Genomic DNA, 16,274 nt, shown 5'->3' on the forward strand with positions numbered 1-16,274 from the left:
AGAAGTAAGGTGAATATATGTACGAAGTAAAATTAGCTTCATTTGAAGGTCCGTTAGACTTACTCCTTCATCTCATTCAGAAATATGAAATAGATATTTATGATATATCGATGAAAGTTTTAACTGAACAATATATTAATTATATCAAAAATGTTGACGATCTAGATATTAATCAACATGGTGATTATTTAGTAATGGCAAGTGAGTTATTAAGAATCAAGAGTAAAACATTATTACCGGATACAAATGTAGATGAAAGTGAAATCATCGAAGATCCACGTGAAGATTTGATGCGACAATTATTAGAATATCAAAATTACCGTTTATATGCTGATATTTTAAAAACGAAAAAAGAGTCACATGAAAAATATTTTGTTAAACGTAGCAATGACTTGTCGCATTTCGAGAATGCGAAACAAACACCTTTGCACATTGAACTTACCGATTTAATCACTGCATATCAGAAAGCAAAGCAGCGTCGTAAAAAGATTGCCAGTGAATCTGTAAGTGTTGCGCGAGATACTTACTCCATGGAAGAAGCGATTGAGACGGTAACACATGCATTATCTCAAAAAAAGAAAATTACTTTTGATGATTTTGTTTCATTTTCTGAAACGAAAACGCAGATTGTAACATTGTTTCTGGCGATTTTGGAACTTATGAAAAATAATAAGATCAATGTTTATCAATATAGTGACTTTAGTGAAATTCACATTGAAAGAGGAAAAAACTATGTCGAATGAAAAAATAAATATCATACTAGGTCTATTATATGCAGTAGGTGATGAAGGTGTTGAAATTGAACAACTTGCAGAGATTATGGAGCTTACACCAATACAATTATCTGATATTGTAAGTGCGTATAATCATGAAATTTTTGAAATACAAAAGTTAGGATCAAAATACTTTCTGATGACCAATGAGACTTTAAATCCTTACCTGGAAGATCTGGTTACTGCTACAAATGAAAAGAAATTAACGCAGGCTTCACTCGAAACTTTAGCGATAATTGCATATAATCAACCTGTAACGCGTCATGATATTGAATTGATGCGTGGTGTGAATAGTGATGGACCTGTCAAAACATTGATTGAAAGAGGTCTGGTAAAAAGTACAGAAGTCAATGGTGAACGTGCAAGACAATTAGTAACGACTGAATTCTTCCTGATGACATTTGGTCTTACATCTTTAGATGATTTACCGAGAGATGAGATGATGACAAGTGATGCAAGTGAAATGGAATTATTCTTTAAAAATTTAAATGCAGAGGATGAATAAAATGAGCGAACAATTAGAAAGATTACAGAAAGTCATCGCTAAAAGTGGTGTAACTTCACGTCGTAAAGCAGAAGTATTAATTTCTGAGGGTAAAGTTACCGTTAATGGTGAGACAGTAACTGAACTTGGTACAAAGGTAAGTCCAAGAGACCGTGTGGAAGTAGAAGGAGTTCCTCTAGAAAACCCGGAAAAGATTTATATATTATTTCATAAACCAACGGGTGTGATTACAAGTGTTTCTGATGATAAAGGGCGAACTGTTGTAACTGATTATTTTCCGCAGCTGGACTTAAGAATATTTCCTGTTGGTCGTCTTGATTATGAGACAAGTGGTTTATTATTACTGACAAACGATGGTGACTTTGCCAATCAGATGACTCATCCGAAATATAAAATGAAGAAAAAATATGTAGCTAAATTAAAAGGATTTCTGTTAAGAGAACAAGTTAAAGAATTAGAACGTGGTATTATGCTTGAAGACGGAAAGACGGCTCCAGCAATTGTGAAAGTCAAGTCACAGGACAAATTAAAGGATACTACTTTAGTAGAGATTACAATTCATGAAGGACGTAATCGTCAAGTGCGACGTATGTTTGCCCATTTCGGTCACGAGGTTGTGAAATTATCTCGTATTGAATATGGACCGTTAACACTTAAAGGATTAAATGCGGGAGATGCCAGAGAACTTACACCTCATGAAGTCAAAACATTACGTAATATGAGTTTGAATAAATCATAAAATTCACATAGTTGCCACAGATAATCATTGCGTAAATGATATAATGTAATGTGACATTTTGAATAGAGAAGGGGTTAAGCATGGCGAAACAGCAAAAAAAATGGATTCAATATATAGTGACTTTCTTTATCTTACTTGCAATAATTTTTATCATCTATGTTTCTGTAACGAAGGATGGTGAAAAAGTTGTGAAGATAGGGGATGATGCGCCAGTATTTGAATTGAAAACATTAGATGGCGATAAAGTAAATTTAAAAGATTATCGTGGTAAAGGACTAGTACTTAATTTCTGGGGGACTTGGTGTGAACCTTGTTTAGAAGAAATGCCGGATTTAAACCGTGCACATAATGTGTACAAAAATCAAGGTGTTGAAGTATTAACGATTCACGTTAAGAACAGTCCACAACAAATTAAACAGTTCTTCAGTGCATTAGACGAAGAAGTAACCTTACCAGTTGGTTTAGATAATGGTGATGTAATGGAAGCATATAATGCAAATGATCTACCGAATACGTATATCATTGATAAAGATGGGAAGATAGCAGCACACCATAAAGGCCAAATGTCAAAAGAAGATATTCAGAAATATATGGAAATGGTAAAACCATAAAAGGAGGATGACGATGCAGGAACAATCGATTAAATGTGTTTGTGGTCATGTTAACCCTCCTGGTACTCAATTATGTCAAAACTGCGGCCGATTGATCAATGACAGCTATGATAAAAAGAAAACAACAGACGTCATGCGCTATGACGGTCAGGCAGTGAGAAGTAAGACGAAAAATAAAACATTGTTAGATAAAGTATGGATTTTTTTTAGCTCCGTTAAAGTTGGTGTGATATTACTTGTATTAACAGTTTTAGCATCAGCACTAGGTACAATGTTTCCTCAGGAATATTTTATTCCGGTAGGTGAAGATCCATCAACATTTTATAAAGATAAATACGGTACTTTAGGATATATCTATTATAAACTAGGTTTAGATAATCTCTACACATCCTGGTGGTATTTAATTTTACTTGCGCTTGTTGCATTTTCTATTATTGCAGCAAGTATAGACCGAGGCATTCCATTACATAAATCGCTTACGCGTCAAACGGTTAAGAAACACCCTACGTACTTTAAACGTCAGAGGTTGACACTAGATGTACCGACATCAGTTGAAAAGGAAGCTCTAGTAAATGCATTAGAGCAGAGAAAATACAAAGTTAGAACAGATGGCACAGCAATATTAGCTGAAAAAGGTCGTTTAAGTCGTTATGGTCCTTATATTAATCATACTGGACTAATCATTTTGTTAGCCGGTGCTATGCTTCGTTTTATACCAGCATTTTACGTGGATGAATTTGTTGGTGTTGCAGAAGGTGAAACGAAGAGTATACCTGGAACTGAAAATACGTATTATATAAAAAACAATAAATTTATTTTTGAACAATATGATGCCGAATCAATTTCAAATATTAATGGTAAAGCTGCGGATTCCAGAATGAACAAAATTGCTAAAAATTACGAATCTCAAGTTACCATCTATGAGAATAAAGCTGATAAATCAGTTGTCGGTGCTGAACCAAAATTAGCACAAATTAAAGATGATAGTGTCAAAGTGAACCATCCGGTTAAATTTGCAAATTTTGCGTTATATCAAAATAGTTTCGACCAATCTCAGCTTAAAACGATGACTTTTAAAGTTGAAAATATCAAGACAGGTAAATCCATAGGTAAGACGTTTGAAGTCGCACTTGATAATCCGGACAAACAATACAAAGTAAGAGAAGATTTAACAGTGAGTCTGAAAAACTATGCACCAGATTTCAATGGTATTGCGGAAAATGGAACTTTATTAACAACTTCGCCGATACCGAACAATCCAGCTTTTGTCTTTGGTGTAGAAGATAAAAATAAGAAACCTGAATATAGTTTACTGAAAATACGTTCTTCACAAGACATTACTAAAAATAATCAATATGCAGTTAAATTTGTGAGTGCTACAAACAAGACAATCACATATTTAACCGTGAAAAAAGATTTAACATTACCTATACTATTTGTAGGGTTTTCAATTTTCTTAATTGGTCTTGCGATCGGATCATACATTCATCATCGTCGTATATGGATTGAAACGAAAGATGGATTTAAATTAGCAGCACATACGAATAGAAATTATTATGGTTATGCTAAGGATATTAACAGTATGTTAGCACCTTTTAACTTACCGAAAGTTAATGATAAATATGCGGATACGGAGGAAGAAAATGAATAATGAAGCTTTATTAAATATCAGTAGTACTTCATTGTATGCTGCATTTATATTATATTTAATCGCAATATTACCATTCTCAGCGAGTATTAAAGCGAAATCTAAGAAAAGTGAAAAAATAGGAGTTACGTTAACAATTATTGGTTTTATTATGCAACTCGTCTATTTTGTAACACGCTGGATTGCTGCAGGTCATGCCCCTGTAAGTAATATGTATGAGTTCCTGACGATGTTCGGTATTATGATGGTCGGTGGATTTTTAGTACTCTACTTCTTATATCATACACCGATACTAGCGTTATTCTCATTACCGTTTGCAATGCTTGTCATTGTCTATGCCAGCATGTTCTCGCGTGATGTATCACCACTTATTCCGGCATTACAAAGTAACTGGCTGGCAATTCATGTAATTACAGTGACAATCAGTTATGGTATTTTGTCTGTAAGTTCAGTAGCAGGTTTAATATACTTATTACGATATGTTGATGCGAATGAAAAATCAAAGGATGCTTTCTGGTTAGAGGTTGTAATGTATTTCATTACCCTTGTGATAGCTTTTATTTTAACGACAATCGTAATGAAAGGTATCGTTCATTATCAGGAAGATTATTATTATAATGATAAAAATGATAATAAGACAATCGCTGAATATCATTTGCCAGGATTAGTAACATTTAAAGATAGTATTCCTGTTGAAAAAATTAAAGGGACAAAACAAGATTATAAAGAAGTTAAAAGATTCAATACGGGTATTGAATTACCGCCAGTAATTAATGCGCAAAAGTTAAATACAGTAGTATGGTCTGTTATCATTGGTACAATTTTATATGGACTGTTAAGATTAGTGTTAAGAAAAACATTATTTTCTGTAGTTAAACCATTAACGAATAAAGTATCACTCCAGTTGATGGATGAAATTTGTTATAGATCAGTTATTATTGGATTCCCATTATTTGCATTAGGTGGTTTATTATTTGCAAGTATCTGGGCACAAATTGCCTGGAGTAGATTCTGGGGTTGGGACCCTAAAGAGGTTTGGGCTTTAATTACATTCTTATTCTATGCTATCTTCCTGCATCTACGTTTAGGAAGAGGCTGGGAAGGTAAGAAAAGTGCCTGGCTTGCTGTGGTAGGTATGGCAATCATTTTATTCAATGTCATTGCAGTCAATCTTATTATTGCAGGTCTACACTCATACGCTTAAATTAAAGGAGTAATCGATATGAAACATACGATATTGATCGTTGATGATGAAGACAGAATCAGAAAACTAGCTAAAATGTATCTCGAGCGTGAAGGTTTTGAGACAGTTGAAGCAAGTGATGGCGAAGCAGCATTAGAACTTGCTTTGAACCAGAATTTCCATTGTATATTACTTGATATTATGCTACCTGGAATGGATGGTATTGAAGTGTGTAGAAGAATACGAGAAGAAAAAACAACGCCGATTATTATGCTTACAGCAAAGGGTGAGGAACATAATCGCGTTGAAGGCTTTGAAATTGGCGCCGATGATTATATCGTTAAACCATTCTCGCCACGAGAAGTAGTACTACGTGTAAAAGCAATTTTACGACGTGCTCAACCGACAATGTATTTAAAACAGGATTCACATGCGAAAGACTTAATAGTATTTGATTCTTTAGTCATTGATAATGATGCACATCGTGTTATGGCTGAAAATCAGGAAGTTAATTTGACACCAAAAGAATATGAATTACTATTATTTTTAGCTAAAAGTCCGGATAAAGTATTTGATCGTGAACAATTACTGAAAGATGTTTGGCATTATGAGTTTTATGGAGATTTACGTACAGTAGATACACATGTAAAACGTCTTCGTGAAAAATTAAATAAAGTTTCACCAAAAGCTGCTGATATGATCCACACTGTATGGGGTGTTGGCTATAAGTTTGAGGTGAAAGAATAATGCGCTATTTTAATAGCGTAGTAATTAAACTGTGGTTAACTATTTTGTTTATAGTGACTGCAGTTTTAATTATATTATCTGTCTCTTTAATGGGGTTCTTTAATTCTTATTTGAAGAGCGAGTCAGGACATACGCTAAAGCAGCAAGCTGAGAAAGCCGAACTCGTATTAACGAGTCATCATGATCAAAGTGATGCATTAACTTATGTGAAAGAATTAATAGAAAATCCTGCCGGCATTATTATTGTTCAGAATAAATCTGATTTAGACGATACATATGAAGATCCGTTGAAGCAATTAATGGTCGATGAGATCAAGGAAAATGATGCGTTCGATAAAGTTTTTGTTAAAGATGAATATGTTGTAAAGGATATTAAAGTAAATTATCAGGATAATAGACATGAGTTTATTCTGATTGGCTATCCTTCTCAAGCTTTTAATCATGAAGATAGCGGTATATTTATTTATCAGGATGCTAATTCTATGGATGATGCACTAAATTATATTACTTTCATTATTTTTATCGTGGCTATGTTATTACTGATACTCACTACTATCTTCGCCTTTTTCTTATCCAATAAGATTACAAAACCATTGTTACTATTAAAGTCAGCTGCTTTTAATCTCGCAAGAGGTGAGCGTAATAATAAAATAGCTGTATATTCCAGAGATGAGATTGGTGAATTAGCACTTGCGTTTAATAAGATGGAGCAGGAGATTACATTAAATATCAGTAAAATTTCACAGGAACGTAATTTAAGAGATCGATTAATCAATGCAATGGAAGACGGTGTTTTAAGCTTTAATATGGATCTTGAAAAACAGCTGCAAAATCCGATGGCAGAGAAATTTTTAGATGATATTTCACAGGAAGACACAGATGTATTAAGTAAACTCGTGAATCAGGTAATGCAATCTGATGAAACAATATATCATGAAATTTCTACGTTTAATAAGCATTATGTACTCATCATTTCACCCGTCAAAAATACGACACAGGGACAAAATAATGGTGCTGTCGCAATTATTCGTGATATGAGTGAAGAGAAAAAGATAGATATGATGAAACAGCAGTTTATCGCAAATGTTTCTCATGAATTACGTACACCAATTCAAATGTTACAAGGGTATACTGAAGCAATTTTAGATGGCATAGTCGTTGAAAAAGATGACGTGGATGAGTTTTTAAATATTATTCTCGATGAATCTAAACGATTAAACAGACTGGTTAATGAGTTAATAAATGTTGCGCGTATTGACGCTGGAGAAACAACGTTAAATAAAGAAATGATGGATATTTCGCCTTTACTTGAAAAAAATATTCAGAACTTTAAACAGAGTGCTATGGAACATAAAACAACATTACAATTAGATTTACAGCATACAAAAGCGGTAGCAATTGATTATGATAAGATATTCCAGGTTATTACAAACCTTCTGGATAATGCAATGCGTTATACAAAGAGTGGAGATACTATAAAAATTTCGACATATAATGATACAAGTAATCTGTATATCAAAATTTCTGATACAGGTGTCGGTATCGCTAAAGAACATATCAATCATATATTTGAAAGATTTTACAAAGTTGATCAGGCAAGAACACGCGGTAAGCACGGTACTGGTTTAGGTTTATTTATCGTAAAAGCTATCATTGAAAAACATCATGGCGAAATTAATGTTGAAAGTGAGCAGGGTATTGGCACAACATTCACGATTTCAATTCCGTTAGTTGACACGGCGCAGTAGTTTGGTACAATGATTTATGGCAATAGCCAAAATACACATTCATCTTCGGGGTCGGTGAAATTCCGAGCCGGCGGTAAAAGCCCGCGACCTGCATTATGCAGCTGATTTGGTGTAATTCCAAAGCCGACAGTACAGTCTGGATGGGAGAAGATGGAGGTCAGAGTTTCGTCAAGTTAATTTGTCCTCCTGATTCAAAGATGAAGTAAGGAGAATTTATGACAAAATTGAATAGAACTAGAGGTCTGATACTGATCAGTTTATTAAGTGCAATTGCATTCATACTGATGTTTTTAAAAGTACCAGTTCCTTTCTTACCACCGTATTTAACGATTGATATCAGTGATTTACCTGCAATTATTGCGCTATTTACTGTTGGACCTGTCGGTGCAGTACTTATTGAGTTTATTAAGAACATACTTAACTTCGTAATGAACATGACTGATCCAGTTGGTCCTGTTGCTAACTTTTTAGCAGGGACGTCGTTTATCTTAACACTGTATGTTATTACAAAAGGTAGATTTAATAAAATAATACCTGCTTTTATCAGTGCAACAATCGTAATGACGATTGTGATGAGTATTCTGAACTATTTCGTGTTATTACCAATGTATGGCATGATTATGAATTTAAATGATTTTGTAAAGAACATTCAGGTTATCGTAACAGCTGGTATTATTCCTTTTAATATTATTAAAGGATTATTACTGACAATTCTATTTTATATTGTTGTTAGACCTTTAGTACCGTCACTTAAAAAACAGATGAAAATTAATAATTAATCATTATTGATTGATCATTAATCGCATAAAACATAACTTGACAAAAAAGCTTGAAGTTCGATTTGAACTTCAAGCTTTCTAATATTATTATTCAAATTTAAGCGCGTCGCCATCGAATGATTCATCAGCAACTTTAATTGAATCAGTGGGACATCCTTCAAATGCATCGATCATATCTTCTTCTAATTCTTCTGGTATTTCCTGAGTTCCTTGGTTATCATCTAAAATAACATAGGCAATACCTTCATCATCATAATCATATATATCAGGTGCTGCTGCACCACAAGCACCGCATGCGATACATGTATCCATATCAACAATCGTATATTTACCTGCCATATTTTTTCGCCTCCTCACACTTTCATGCTACACTAGTTATAACATACATAACTATTTTAGTGATAGTTAAGCACATTTTCAACAAAAATATTTCAGGGTGACAAAATGAAGTCGATTAATCGTTATATAAAGTCGCATTACTTACCAGACAAATCAGTTAAAAGTTTATGGAAATTATTAATTGGTGCAAGAACTCAGCAAACTTATTTCGACGCAGTGATGCAGGATCTATTACCAGTTTATGAATTGTATCCAAATGTTTCATTTGAGGCTGTCACTCGACTCGTTCGTAATGATAGTGAGGAAAATATCAGTCTTATTAATCTTAAACTATATCCATATTTTTACTATGCAAGTGAGCTATCTTTTTCTTCATTTGTATTATTGCTTCAAACAGTTTCAGAATATCTCTATCATTCTTCTGACTATTTACCAAGTTCAAATCGTTTATTTATTCAACAACATGTTAAGCAACTATTTACGAAAATTAAAAATGATGATCAATTTATTCAGTTAGCCCAGGAAGTTGATGATTTATCGCAGTATATCTTTAAAGCAACTGGTAGCTGTTATTTTATACATTTTCTGCATGGTCATCAAATTAGACCTGATAGTTATGAACAAATCTCTAAACAATTTAATAAAAGTATTGATGATATAAGATCACAAATGATCATAGAAAAGAATTTGATGCTTCATGCATTTAAGACACGTGAATATAAGTTATTAAGTTATTTATATGTCAGAACACCACTGCATATTAATACGAGTGATACTTATCAGCGTTTAATTAATGGAGACTCAATAGATATAATTCAACGAAATAAATCAGTAAGAATACATACGATACAGGATCATATTATTGAAATATTGATTAAAGACTATCCTCTGGATATTTCAAATTATCTATCAGAACAAGAATATATAACCATCAAAGAAATTATCGAAAACAATCGATACGGGAAACTAAAGACATTGTATGAAATTTCGCCGATAAAGGATTATTTTAAATTAAAAATCGCAATCGTAAAATATAAAATGGAGCAATGCAAATGAATGCAATCAATAAAATTTTACAAGAAACTTTTGGTTTAGAAAGCTTACGAGAAAACCAAATTGAAATTGTTCAAAAGATTCTTGAAGGGCATGATGTATTAGCGCTTCTACCGACAGGTTCTGGGAAATCTCTAACCTTCCAATTGCCGATGCTGGTAAATAATAAAAAGACCATAGTCATATCGCCATTAATTGCATTAATGGAAGATCAGGTTATGCAGCTTAAACAAAAAAAGGTCAAAGCATGCTGTATACATAGTCAGTTAGATGATATGGACAAACAATTATTACTATCTCGTATTGAGACATATGATTTTATATATTGTTCACCTGAATGGCTGGTTACAAATGGTCTGAATTATTTAAAGCACTATCGTTGCGAAGCAATTGTAATAGATGAGACACATTGTATCTCTGAATGGGGGTATGAATTCCGTCCCCATTATTTGATGATTGATGAAATAGTGTCTTATTATGATGCACAGGTTATTGCATTAACCGCCACTGCAAATGATCAAGTGATATATGATATTCAGCACGTTATTAAAAGAGAATTAACAGTAATGAATTATTTAACGGAAAGAGAGAATATCTTTTTATCCGTAGTAAATACAAATGATGATGCAGACAAATTGTCCTTTATTTTAGAAACTTTAAAAGCATCTGCTTCAACTGTTATTTATTTTTCTTCAAAGAAACAAGTTGAATACGTGTATAGATATCTTTTAGAACAAGGTATAATGGTAGAACGCTATCATGCAGATATGCAATATGAAGAAAGAATGTCAGTACAACAACGCTTTATGAATGATGAAATACAGGTGATTTGTGCGACGAATGCATTTGGTATGGGCGTTAATAAATCAAATATTAGAACAGTAATACATTATCATATGCCAAAATCTATTTTTCAGTTTATTCAGGAGATAGGTAGAGGAGGGAGGGATGGTGAATTATCACAATCTATATTATTATATAGTCCAAATGATGAGATACTTCCATACCGTCTCAATGAATTAAATGAATTGACGCTCACTGAGATAGATTTATATTTTCAAGGTGCAGCACTAACTGAGGAAAAACAGATATTAATGAATATCCTTTCAGCAAAGTATAGCAGAGAAGAAATATTACGAAAAATAAGACGACACCAGCATATGAAGCGAACAGCATTGACACAGATGATTGAATACATTAATGAAAAATACTGTTTAACTCATAAATTAAATCAATTCAGTTTAAACAAGCAATATGTTAGAGATTCAAAAAGTATGGAGCATGATAATATATTTAAGTGTAAAAGTTGTGCGCATTGCAATAAACAAGTTAAAATCTCGTTTAAACAGCAAAGTTATCATGTTCAAAAAAAGTTCGGAAAAACGCTTCTAAATCAACTGTTTAATGATTTATATGTCTTTACTTAAGCAACATATTTTGTCTATAATAAGTATGTATTATTAAAATATTAATTAAGTGGGTGGATATTGTGTCAAGAGATAATTTCAAAGATGAATTTGAAAAAAGTAAACAGAAAATTGAACGAGAAAGACAAGAATTGTCAGACCAAGATCAAGCTGTTGAAAATGAAGCAGTTAATGAAGATAAAGTGGATAGTGAACAAGTAAACAAAGCTGAATCAAATGAAATATTTCCACCACGCGGGGCTTCAAGAAGAAATCGTTCTCAGGAACGAAAAAATCGTGAAAAATCAATTCAACCCGATGAAAAAGTAACTTACGATGCTCAGACAGATAAAAACGCTGTTGAAACTAATGGAGAAGCCGTTAAAGAAAATAAAAAAAGAGACCGCTCAATTATCGCATCAGCAACAGGTGTTGGTGGAAGTGTAGTTGGAAATGTTGCTTCGAATAAAAGTGGAATTCATGGCAATAAAAATACAGCTAAACAACAGACAGAAAAAGATGTATCACAAAAAGAAACTAAAAATAATAATAAGAAAAAAGCTGCTGCAGGTGCAGCGGTAGTTGGTGCGGGCGCAACTGGTACTGCCGCCGCTGCAACAACAGCAAATAAAAAGCAGCATGACCATAAAGAGATTGAAGACAAAAAAGAAGATGATGGTAATGGAATGAAGAAGTATCTACCGTTTCTTGCAGCGATATTATTATTGATACCGATTATTTTCTTATTAAGTAACTTTATTAATAATCAGGATGAAGGTAAACCTGAAAAAGAAGAAGTTGTTGTTAACGAGGGTAAAGAAAATAAAGATAAAACTGCAGCAACTAAATCAACTGAAGAAAAAGCAACTGAAGAAAAAGTGACTGAAGAAAATAATAAAACGACGGAAGATGCTACAACAGAAAGTGCAGTAGCAGAAAATGAAAGTACTGAAGATACTACTGCAAATTCAAATGATAGCAATACATCAACAAATAATAATACAGCAACAACAAATAATAACGACGCAGCATCAAACAATAATAATTCAACTACAAATAACAATGCTGATAATGCTGCTTCTTCAAATAATTCGGGAACAAATGGTGGTGCATCACATGTTGTTGGTGCAAAAGAAAACTTATACCGTATAGCAATTAAATATTATGGAAGTGGATCTCCGGAAAACGTTGAGAAAATCAGAAGAGCAAACGGCATTTTTGGTAACAATCTTTCTGCAGGTCAAACTTTAGTAATACCAGAATAATTATATACAAAGGGGATGGATTTATGTATTTAAAAACGATTATGATTCCGAAAGAAAAATGTTACGTAGCAAATCCAAATGATACGATTAAAAGTGTTTTGGATAAATTAGAGCATCATGGAATTGATGGAATGCCTGTAGTAGAAGAAGGAAAATATCTAGGTACAGCAACGCGATATGATATATTTAGACATTTCTTCTTTATGAAAACACCGAAATTACGTGATGAATTTATTGAACAAACTAAAATAGGAGAAATTCTTACTTTAGATGAATATAGTGTGAATGACACAACTTTCTTTGAAGAATCATTCTTAACATTACAGGATTTTCCGATTTTGAGTATTATCAATGACCGCAAAGAATTTTTAGGTGTTGTAACACGTTATGACGTTATGGAACAATTTAAATCTGCATTTGGTATGAGTAAACCTGGTGTTCGTATCGCGATTACTTCTATTGATGCAGAAGGACGTATTAAACGTCTTGCTTCAGCTTTATCTAAATTTAAATTAAATGCCATTTCGTTTGTTACATTTGATGAAACAGACAAAATGCATCGCAGAATGATTGTTAAAGTTGAAGATCATAAAAATATCAAGAAGTTTACTAAATATTTAAAACAAAATGGATTTAAAGTATTAGATATTCAGGAAGATAATTAATAAAAGGGGACTCTTTAGCCGGAGTCTCTTTTTTTCGGAAGGTGAAACGAGTGATTAAGATTGAAAGTATTATTATTGGCGCAGGTCCATGTGGGTTATCTGCAAGTATCGAACAAAAAAAAGCTGGCATTGAAAATATCGTCATTGAAAAAGGTAATGTGGTTGAAGCGATCTATAATTATCCAACACATCAAACTTTCTTCTCAACAAGTGAAAAGTTAGGCATCGGTGATGTACCCTTCATTGTAGAAGAGCATAAACCGAAAAGAAACCAGGCGTTAGTATATTATCGCGAAGTGGTGAAGCATCATGATTTAACAATACATGCGAATGAAGAGGTAATCAAAGTTGAAAAGCTTCATGATAGTTTTATCGTAAGTACGAGTAAAGCGACGTATGAATGTACATATCTTACAGTTGCGACTGGTTATTACGGACAGCATAATACACTTGATGTTCCAGGAAGTGATTTGCCAAAAGTGCACCATTATTTTAAGGAGGCACATCCATATTTTGATCAGGATGTCCTCATTATTGGTGGAAAGAATTCTGCGATAGATGCTGCACTAGAACTTGAGAAAGCGGGTGCTCGCGTTACTGCAGTGTATAGAGGAAGTACTTATTCTAAAAGTGTAAAACCATGGATATTACCGCTCTATGAATCTCTTGTTAATCATGAGAAAATCAAATTATATTTTGAAAGTCATGTAACAAATATCGATGAATCAACAGTTTCAATTAGTACGCCGGACGGTGAAATAAATATAAAGAACGATACAGTGTTTGCGATGATTGGTTATCATCCGGATTATGAATTTTTAGCATCTATGGGTATTGAGCTTGTGACTAATGAATATGGCACTGCGCCATTTTACGATCGCGCAACAATGGAAACAAATGTCGAAAATCTGTATATAGCGGGTGTTATTGCAGCAGGTAATGATGCCAATACAATATTTATCGAGAATGGAAAATTTCATGGTGGCATGATTGTTGATAGTATTTTAACTAAAAAGTCAAAATAAAAATAGGACAGTGATGTCCTATTTTTATTTGCTGAAATAAGTATTTAATGCTTCCTGGTCTAAATTATTGCTTAAAGCTATCAAAAGTTTAAGTCTTGCTTTCTGGCCGTTTAATCCATTCGAGAAAATAAGTCCTTTTTCTTTTAACTCATAGCCGCCACCCTCATAGTGGTATGTATTACTTGCTATGCCGTTAAAACAGCGAGATACAAGTACTACTGGGATTTTTGCATCAATCAGTCTATTGATGCCGGCTAAACTTGAAGGCGGTAAATTACCCTGTCCAAGTGCTTCAATTACTAAACCATCGTAGTTTTGCTCTACAAAGAATGAAAGTAATGCTTCATCAAGATCACTATGTGCTTTGATTAATCCAACTTTTTTTGTTTCATCTACTTTTACAAGTGGATGATTCAATATCGGTAAGTGATGGAAATAAACATTATTTTTAGTGACGATACCGAGCGGTCCGTAATTAGGACTCTGGAAAGTACTCGTATTAGATGTGTGTGTTTTAGTAACGTTAGTGGCACTATGAATTTCATCGTTAAATACGACTAATACGCCTTTATTTTGACTTGCTTCATGACAAGCGACTTTTATCGCAGAAATATAGTTATATAATCCATCTGATCCAATCTCATTTGAAGAGCGCATTGCACCAGTTAATATGACCGGAATACTTACATTCAGTGTTAAATCCAGAAAATATGCAGTTTCTTCTAAAGTATCCGTTCCATGCGTGATCACGATACCATCATAATTCTCATTATAGATTTCCTGAATAATTTTCTTTCTAAGTTCATTCATATGTTGAATGGTGATATGTGGTGAGGGCACTTGAAAAGGGTGGATTTCAGTAATATTGGCATAAGCATCTAACTGGATATTCGACATCGGATTGACTTCGTTTGTTGTAACGTATCCTTCCGCATTTTCTGACATACTGATTGTACCACCAGTATGCATCACAAGAATATTTTTCATATTTATCCTCCAAATATACAACGTATAACTACTATGATAAAATAATTAAGATTAAACGACAAGGTAGGTAATAAGATGAAAAAGATAAATATTGCAGTGGATGGACCTGCTGCAGCTGGTAAAAGTACCATTGCAAGACTTGTCGCATCTGAACTTGGCATGGTTTATGTCGATACAGGTGCGATGTATCGTGCTATAACACTTGCACATTTAGCACAACCTGTATTAGATTTTGAAACACTCGTTCAAAAAATCAATTTGAAAATTGTCAATGATAATGGTCAAAAAATTTATTTGAATGATGAAGATGTTTCTGAACGCATTCGAGAAAATGATGTTACATTGAATGTAAGTTATGTTGCAAGTCAAAAGGCTGTTAGAGAGAAATTAGTGGGTATTCAACAGGAATTGACAGCTGCAAAAGGTGTTGTTATGGATGGTCGAGATATCGGTACACAAGTAATTCCTGATGCCGAACTTAAAGTGTATATGATAGCGTCCGTTACTGAACGTGCTGAAAGAAGACTTAAAGATAATCAGCAGCGTGGCATTGAAGCAAATTTCGAAGATCTCGTTAAAGACATAGAACGTCGTGATCATCTCGACATGACACGCGAAATTTCACCTTTAGTTAAAGCGAATGATGCGATTGAAATTGATACAACTGGTATGACGATAGAAGCGGTGAAGGATAAAATCATTGCATTAGCACGTGAAATTATCGATAAATAAAGCGAATTTCTTGACTTTATCGTCGATTTATAAGAAGTTTATTATAAGCTATAAGCTGTAAACTTTGAG

The 16,274-nt window shown here is 33.4% G+C and carries 17 protein-coding genes and 1 riboswitch; of the genes, 15 read left to right on the forward strand and 2 right to left on the reverse strand.

Annotated features, from left to right (window positions below; all coding sequences use genetic code 11):
* Positions 1 to 17: 17 nt before the first annotated feature.
* From BFS35_RS02115 to BFS35_RS02155, 9 genes are all read left to right on the forward strand, one after another.
* On the forward strand, positions 18 to 743 hold the full coding sequence (locus BFS35_RS02115; protein WP_099578301.1) for a segregation and condensation protein A: 726 nt from the start codon (positions 18 to 20) through the stop codon (positions 741 to 743).
* Complete coding sequence (gene scpB / locus BFS35_RS02120; RefSeq protein WP_099578299.1) at positions 733 to 1,278, forward strand: SMC-Scp complex subunit ScpB; 546 nt, start codon at positions 733 to 735, stop codon at positions 1,276 to 1,278. Before BFS35_RS02115 ends, scpB begins: the two co-directional genes overlap by 11 nt.
* A gap of 1 nt (position 1,279) precedes the next feature.
* A complete protein-coding gene (locus BFS35_RS02125) occupies positions 1,280 to 2,017 on the forward strand; it encodes a pseudouridine synthase (RefSeq protein ID WP_099578298.1) in 738 nt (245 codons plus the stop codon).
* A gap of 80 nt (positions 2,018 to 2,097) precedes the next feature.
* Positions 2,098 to 2,628 (forward strand): thiol-disulfide oxidoreductase ResA, encoded by a 531-nt coding sequence (gene resA / locus BFS35_RS02130; protein ID WP_099578296.1) that lies wholly within the window; start codon positions 2,098 to 2,100, stop codon positions 2,626 to 2,628.
* A 13-nt stretch (positions 2,629 to 2,641) separates the two neighbouring features.
* Entirely contained in the window at positions 2,642 to 4,279 is a 1,638-nt protein-coding gene (gene resB / locus BFS35_RS02135; RefSeq protein WP_099578294.1) for a cytochrome c biogenesis protein ResB, read from the forward strand.
* Entirely contained in the window at positions 4,272 to 5,480 is a 1,209-nt protein-coding gene (gene ccsB / locus BFS35_RS02140; RefSeq protein ID WP_099578292.1) for a c-type cytochrome biogenesis protein CcsB, read from the forward strand. The genes resB and ccsB overlap by 8 nt, the downstream gene beginning before the upstream one ends.
* An 18-nt stretch (positions 5,481 to 5,498) precedes the next feature.
* Positions 5,499 to 6,206: a response regulator transcription factor gene (locus tag BFS35_RS02145; protein ID WP_099578290.1), complete on the forward strand. Its 708-nt coding sequence runs from the start codon at positions 5,499 to 5,501 to the stop codon at positions 6,204 to 6,206.
* Positions 6,206 to 7,954 carry an ATP-binding protein gene (locus BFS35_RS02150; protein WP_099578289.1) on the forward strand — a complete coding sequence of 583 codons (1,749 nt, stop codon included), beginning with the start codon at positions 6,206 to 6,208 and terminating at the stop codon, positions 7,952 to 7,954. Before BFS35_RS02145 ends, BFS35_RS02150 begins: the two co-directional genes overlap by 1 nt.
* Before the next feature lie 37 nt (positions 7,955 to 7,991).
* Positions 7,992 to 8,110, forward strand: a riboswitch (FMN riboswitch).
* 59 nt (positions 8,111 to 8,169) lie between these two features.
* Positions 8,170 to 8,733: an ECF transporter S component gene (locus BFS35_RS02155; protein ID WP_099578287.1), complete on the forward strand. Its 564-nt coding sequence runs from the start codon at positions 8,170 to 8,172 to the stop codon at positions 8,731 to 8,733.
* 87 nt (positions 8,734 to 8,820) lie between these two features.
* Here the strand turns inward: BFS35_RS02155 and BFS35_RS02160 are convergent, their stop codons facing one another.
* Positions 8,821 to 9,072, reverse strand: a complete 252-nt coding sequence (locus BFS35_RS02160) for a ferredoxin (RefSeq protein WP_099578285.1) — start codon at positions 9,070 to 9,072, stop codon at positions 8,821 to 8,823.
* A gap of 105 nt (positions 9,073 to 9,177) precedes the next feature.
* On the opposite strand from BFS35_RS02160, the gene BFS35_RS02165 reads away from it, so the two are divergent.
* The 5 genes from BFS35_RS02165 (at position 9,178) to BFS35_RS02185 (ending at position 14,486) form a co-directional block, all read left to right on the forward strand.
* The gene (locus BFS35_RS02165) at positions 9,178 to 10,128 is read left to right on the forward strand and encodes a helix-turn-helix domain-containing protein (protein WP_099578279.1); all 951 of its coding nucleotides are present in this window, start codon (positions 9,178 to 9,180) and stop codon (positions 10,126 to 10,128) included.
* Entirely contained in the window at positions 10,125 to 11,552 is a 1,428-nt protein-coding gene (locus BFS35_RS02170) for a RecQ family ATP-dependent DNA helicase (RefSeq protein ID WP_158554234.1), read from the forward strand. The genes BFS35_RS02165 and BFS35_RS02170 overlap by 4 nt, the downstream gene beginning before the upstream one ends.
* Positions 11,553 to 11,614: 62 nt before the next feature.
* A complete protein-coding gene (locus BFS35_RS02175; protein ID WP_099578275.1) occupies positions 11,615 to 12,796 on the forward strand; it encodes a LysM peptidoglycan-binding domain-containing protein in 1,182 nt (393 codons plus the stop codon).
* Between the two features lie 23 nt (positions 12,797 to 12,819).
* Complete coding sequence (locus BFS35_RS02180) at positions 12,820 to 13,461, forward strand: CBS domain-containing protein (protein WP_099578273.1); 642 nt, start codon at positions 12,820 to 12,822, stop codon at positions 13,459 to 13,461.
* 50 nt (positions 13,462 to 13,511) lie between these two features.
* The gene (locus tag BFS35_RS02185; RefSeq protein ID WP_099578271.1) at positions 13,512 to 14,486 is read left to right on the forward strand and encodes a YpdA family putative bacillithiol disulfide reductase; all 975 of its coding nucleotides are present in this window, start codon (positions 13,512 to 13,514) and stop codon (positions 14,484 to 14,486) included.
* 24 nt (positions 14,487 to 14,510) lie between these two features.
* On the opposite strand, the gene BFS35_RS02190 is transcribed toward BFS35_RS02185, so the two are convergent.
* A complete protein-coding gene (locus BFS35_RS02190) occupies positions 14,511 to 15,473 on the reverse strand; it encodes an asparaginase (protein ID WP_099578269.1) in 963 nt (320 codons plus the stop codon).
* Positions 15,474 to 15,548: 75 nt separating this feature from the next.
* Here BFS35_RS02190 and cmk point away from each other — a divergent pair, with 75 nt between their 5' ends.
* Entirely contained in the window at positions 15,549 to 16,205 is a 657-nt protein-coding gene (gene cmk, locus BFS35_RS02195) for a (d)CMP kinase (protein WP_099578267.1), read from the forward strand.
* Positions 16,206 to 16,274: the final 69 nt, after the last annotated feature.

Source organism: Macrococcoides goetzii (genome assembly GCF_002742385.2).
GTDB lineage: Bacteria > Bacillota > Bacilli > Staphylococcales > Staphylococcaceae > Macrococcoides > Macrococcoides goetzii.

Bases quoted from the DNA above. Each gene is read 5' to 3' on its own strand.
- BFS35_RS02145 (WP_099578290.1), top strand. From the start codon at position 5,499: ATGAAACATACGATATTGATCGTTGATGATGAAGACAGAATCAGAAAA.
- BFS35_RS02155 (WP_099578287.1), top strand. From the start codon at position 8,170: ATGACAAAATTGAATAGAACTAGAGGTCTGATACTGATCAGTTTATTA.
- BFS35_RS02170 (WP_158554234.1), top strand. From the start codon at position 10,125: ATGAATGCAATCAATAAAATTTTACAAGAAACTTTTGGTTTAGAAAGC.
- scpB (WP_099578299.1), top strand. From the start codon at position 733: ATGTCGAATGAAAAAATAAATATCATACTAGGTCTATTATATGCAGTA.
- BFS35_RS02160 (WP_099578285.1), bottom strand. From the start codon at position 9,072: ATGGCAGGTAAATATACGATTGTTGATATGGATACATGTATCGCATGC.
- ccsB (WP_099578292.1), top strand. From the start codon at position 4,272: ATGAATAATGAAGCTTTATTAAATATCAGTAGTACTTCATTGTATGCT.
- BFS35_RS02115 (WP_099578301.1), top strand. From the start codon at position 18: ATGTACGAAGTAAAATTAGCTTCATTTGAAGGTCCGTTAGACTTACTC.
- resA (WP_099578296.1), top strand. From the start codon at position 2,098: ATGGCGAAACAGCAAAAAAAATGGATTCAATATATAGTGACTTTCTTT.
- BFS35_RS02150 (WP_099578289.1), top strand. From the start codon at position 6,206: ATGCGCTATTTTAATAGCGTAGTAATTAAACTGTGGTTAACTATTTTG.
- resB (WP_099578294.1), top strand. From the start codon at position 2,642: ATGCAGGAACAATCGATTAAATGTGTTTGTGGTCATGTTAACCCTCCT.
- BFS35_RS02165 (WP_099578279.1), top strand. From the start codon at position 9,178: ATGAAGTCGATTAATCGTTATATAAAGTCGCATTACTTACCAGACAAA.
- BFS35_RS02190 (WP_099578269.1), bottom strand. From the start codon at position 15,473: ATGAAAAATATTCTTGTGATGCATACTGGTGGTACAATCAGTATGTCA.
- BFS35_RS02125 (WP_099578298.1), top strand. From the start codon at position 1,280: ATGAGCGAACAATTAGAAAGATTACAGAAAGTCATCGCTAAAAGTGGT.
- cmk (WP_099578267.1), top strand. From the start codon at position 15,549: ATGAAAAAGATAAATATTGCAGTGGATGGACCTGCTGCAGCTGGTAAA.
- BFS35_RS02180 (WP_099578273.1), top strand. From the start codon at position 12,820: ATGTATTTAAAAACGATTATGATTCCGAAAGAAAAATGTTACGTAGCA.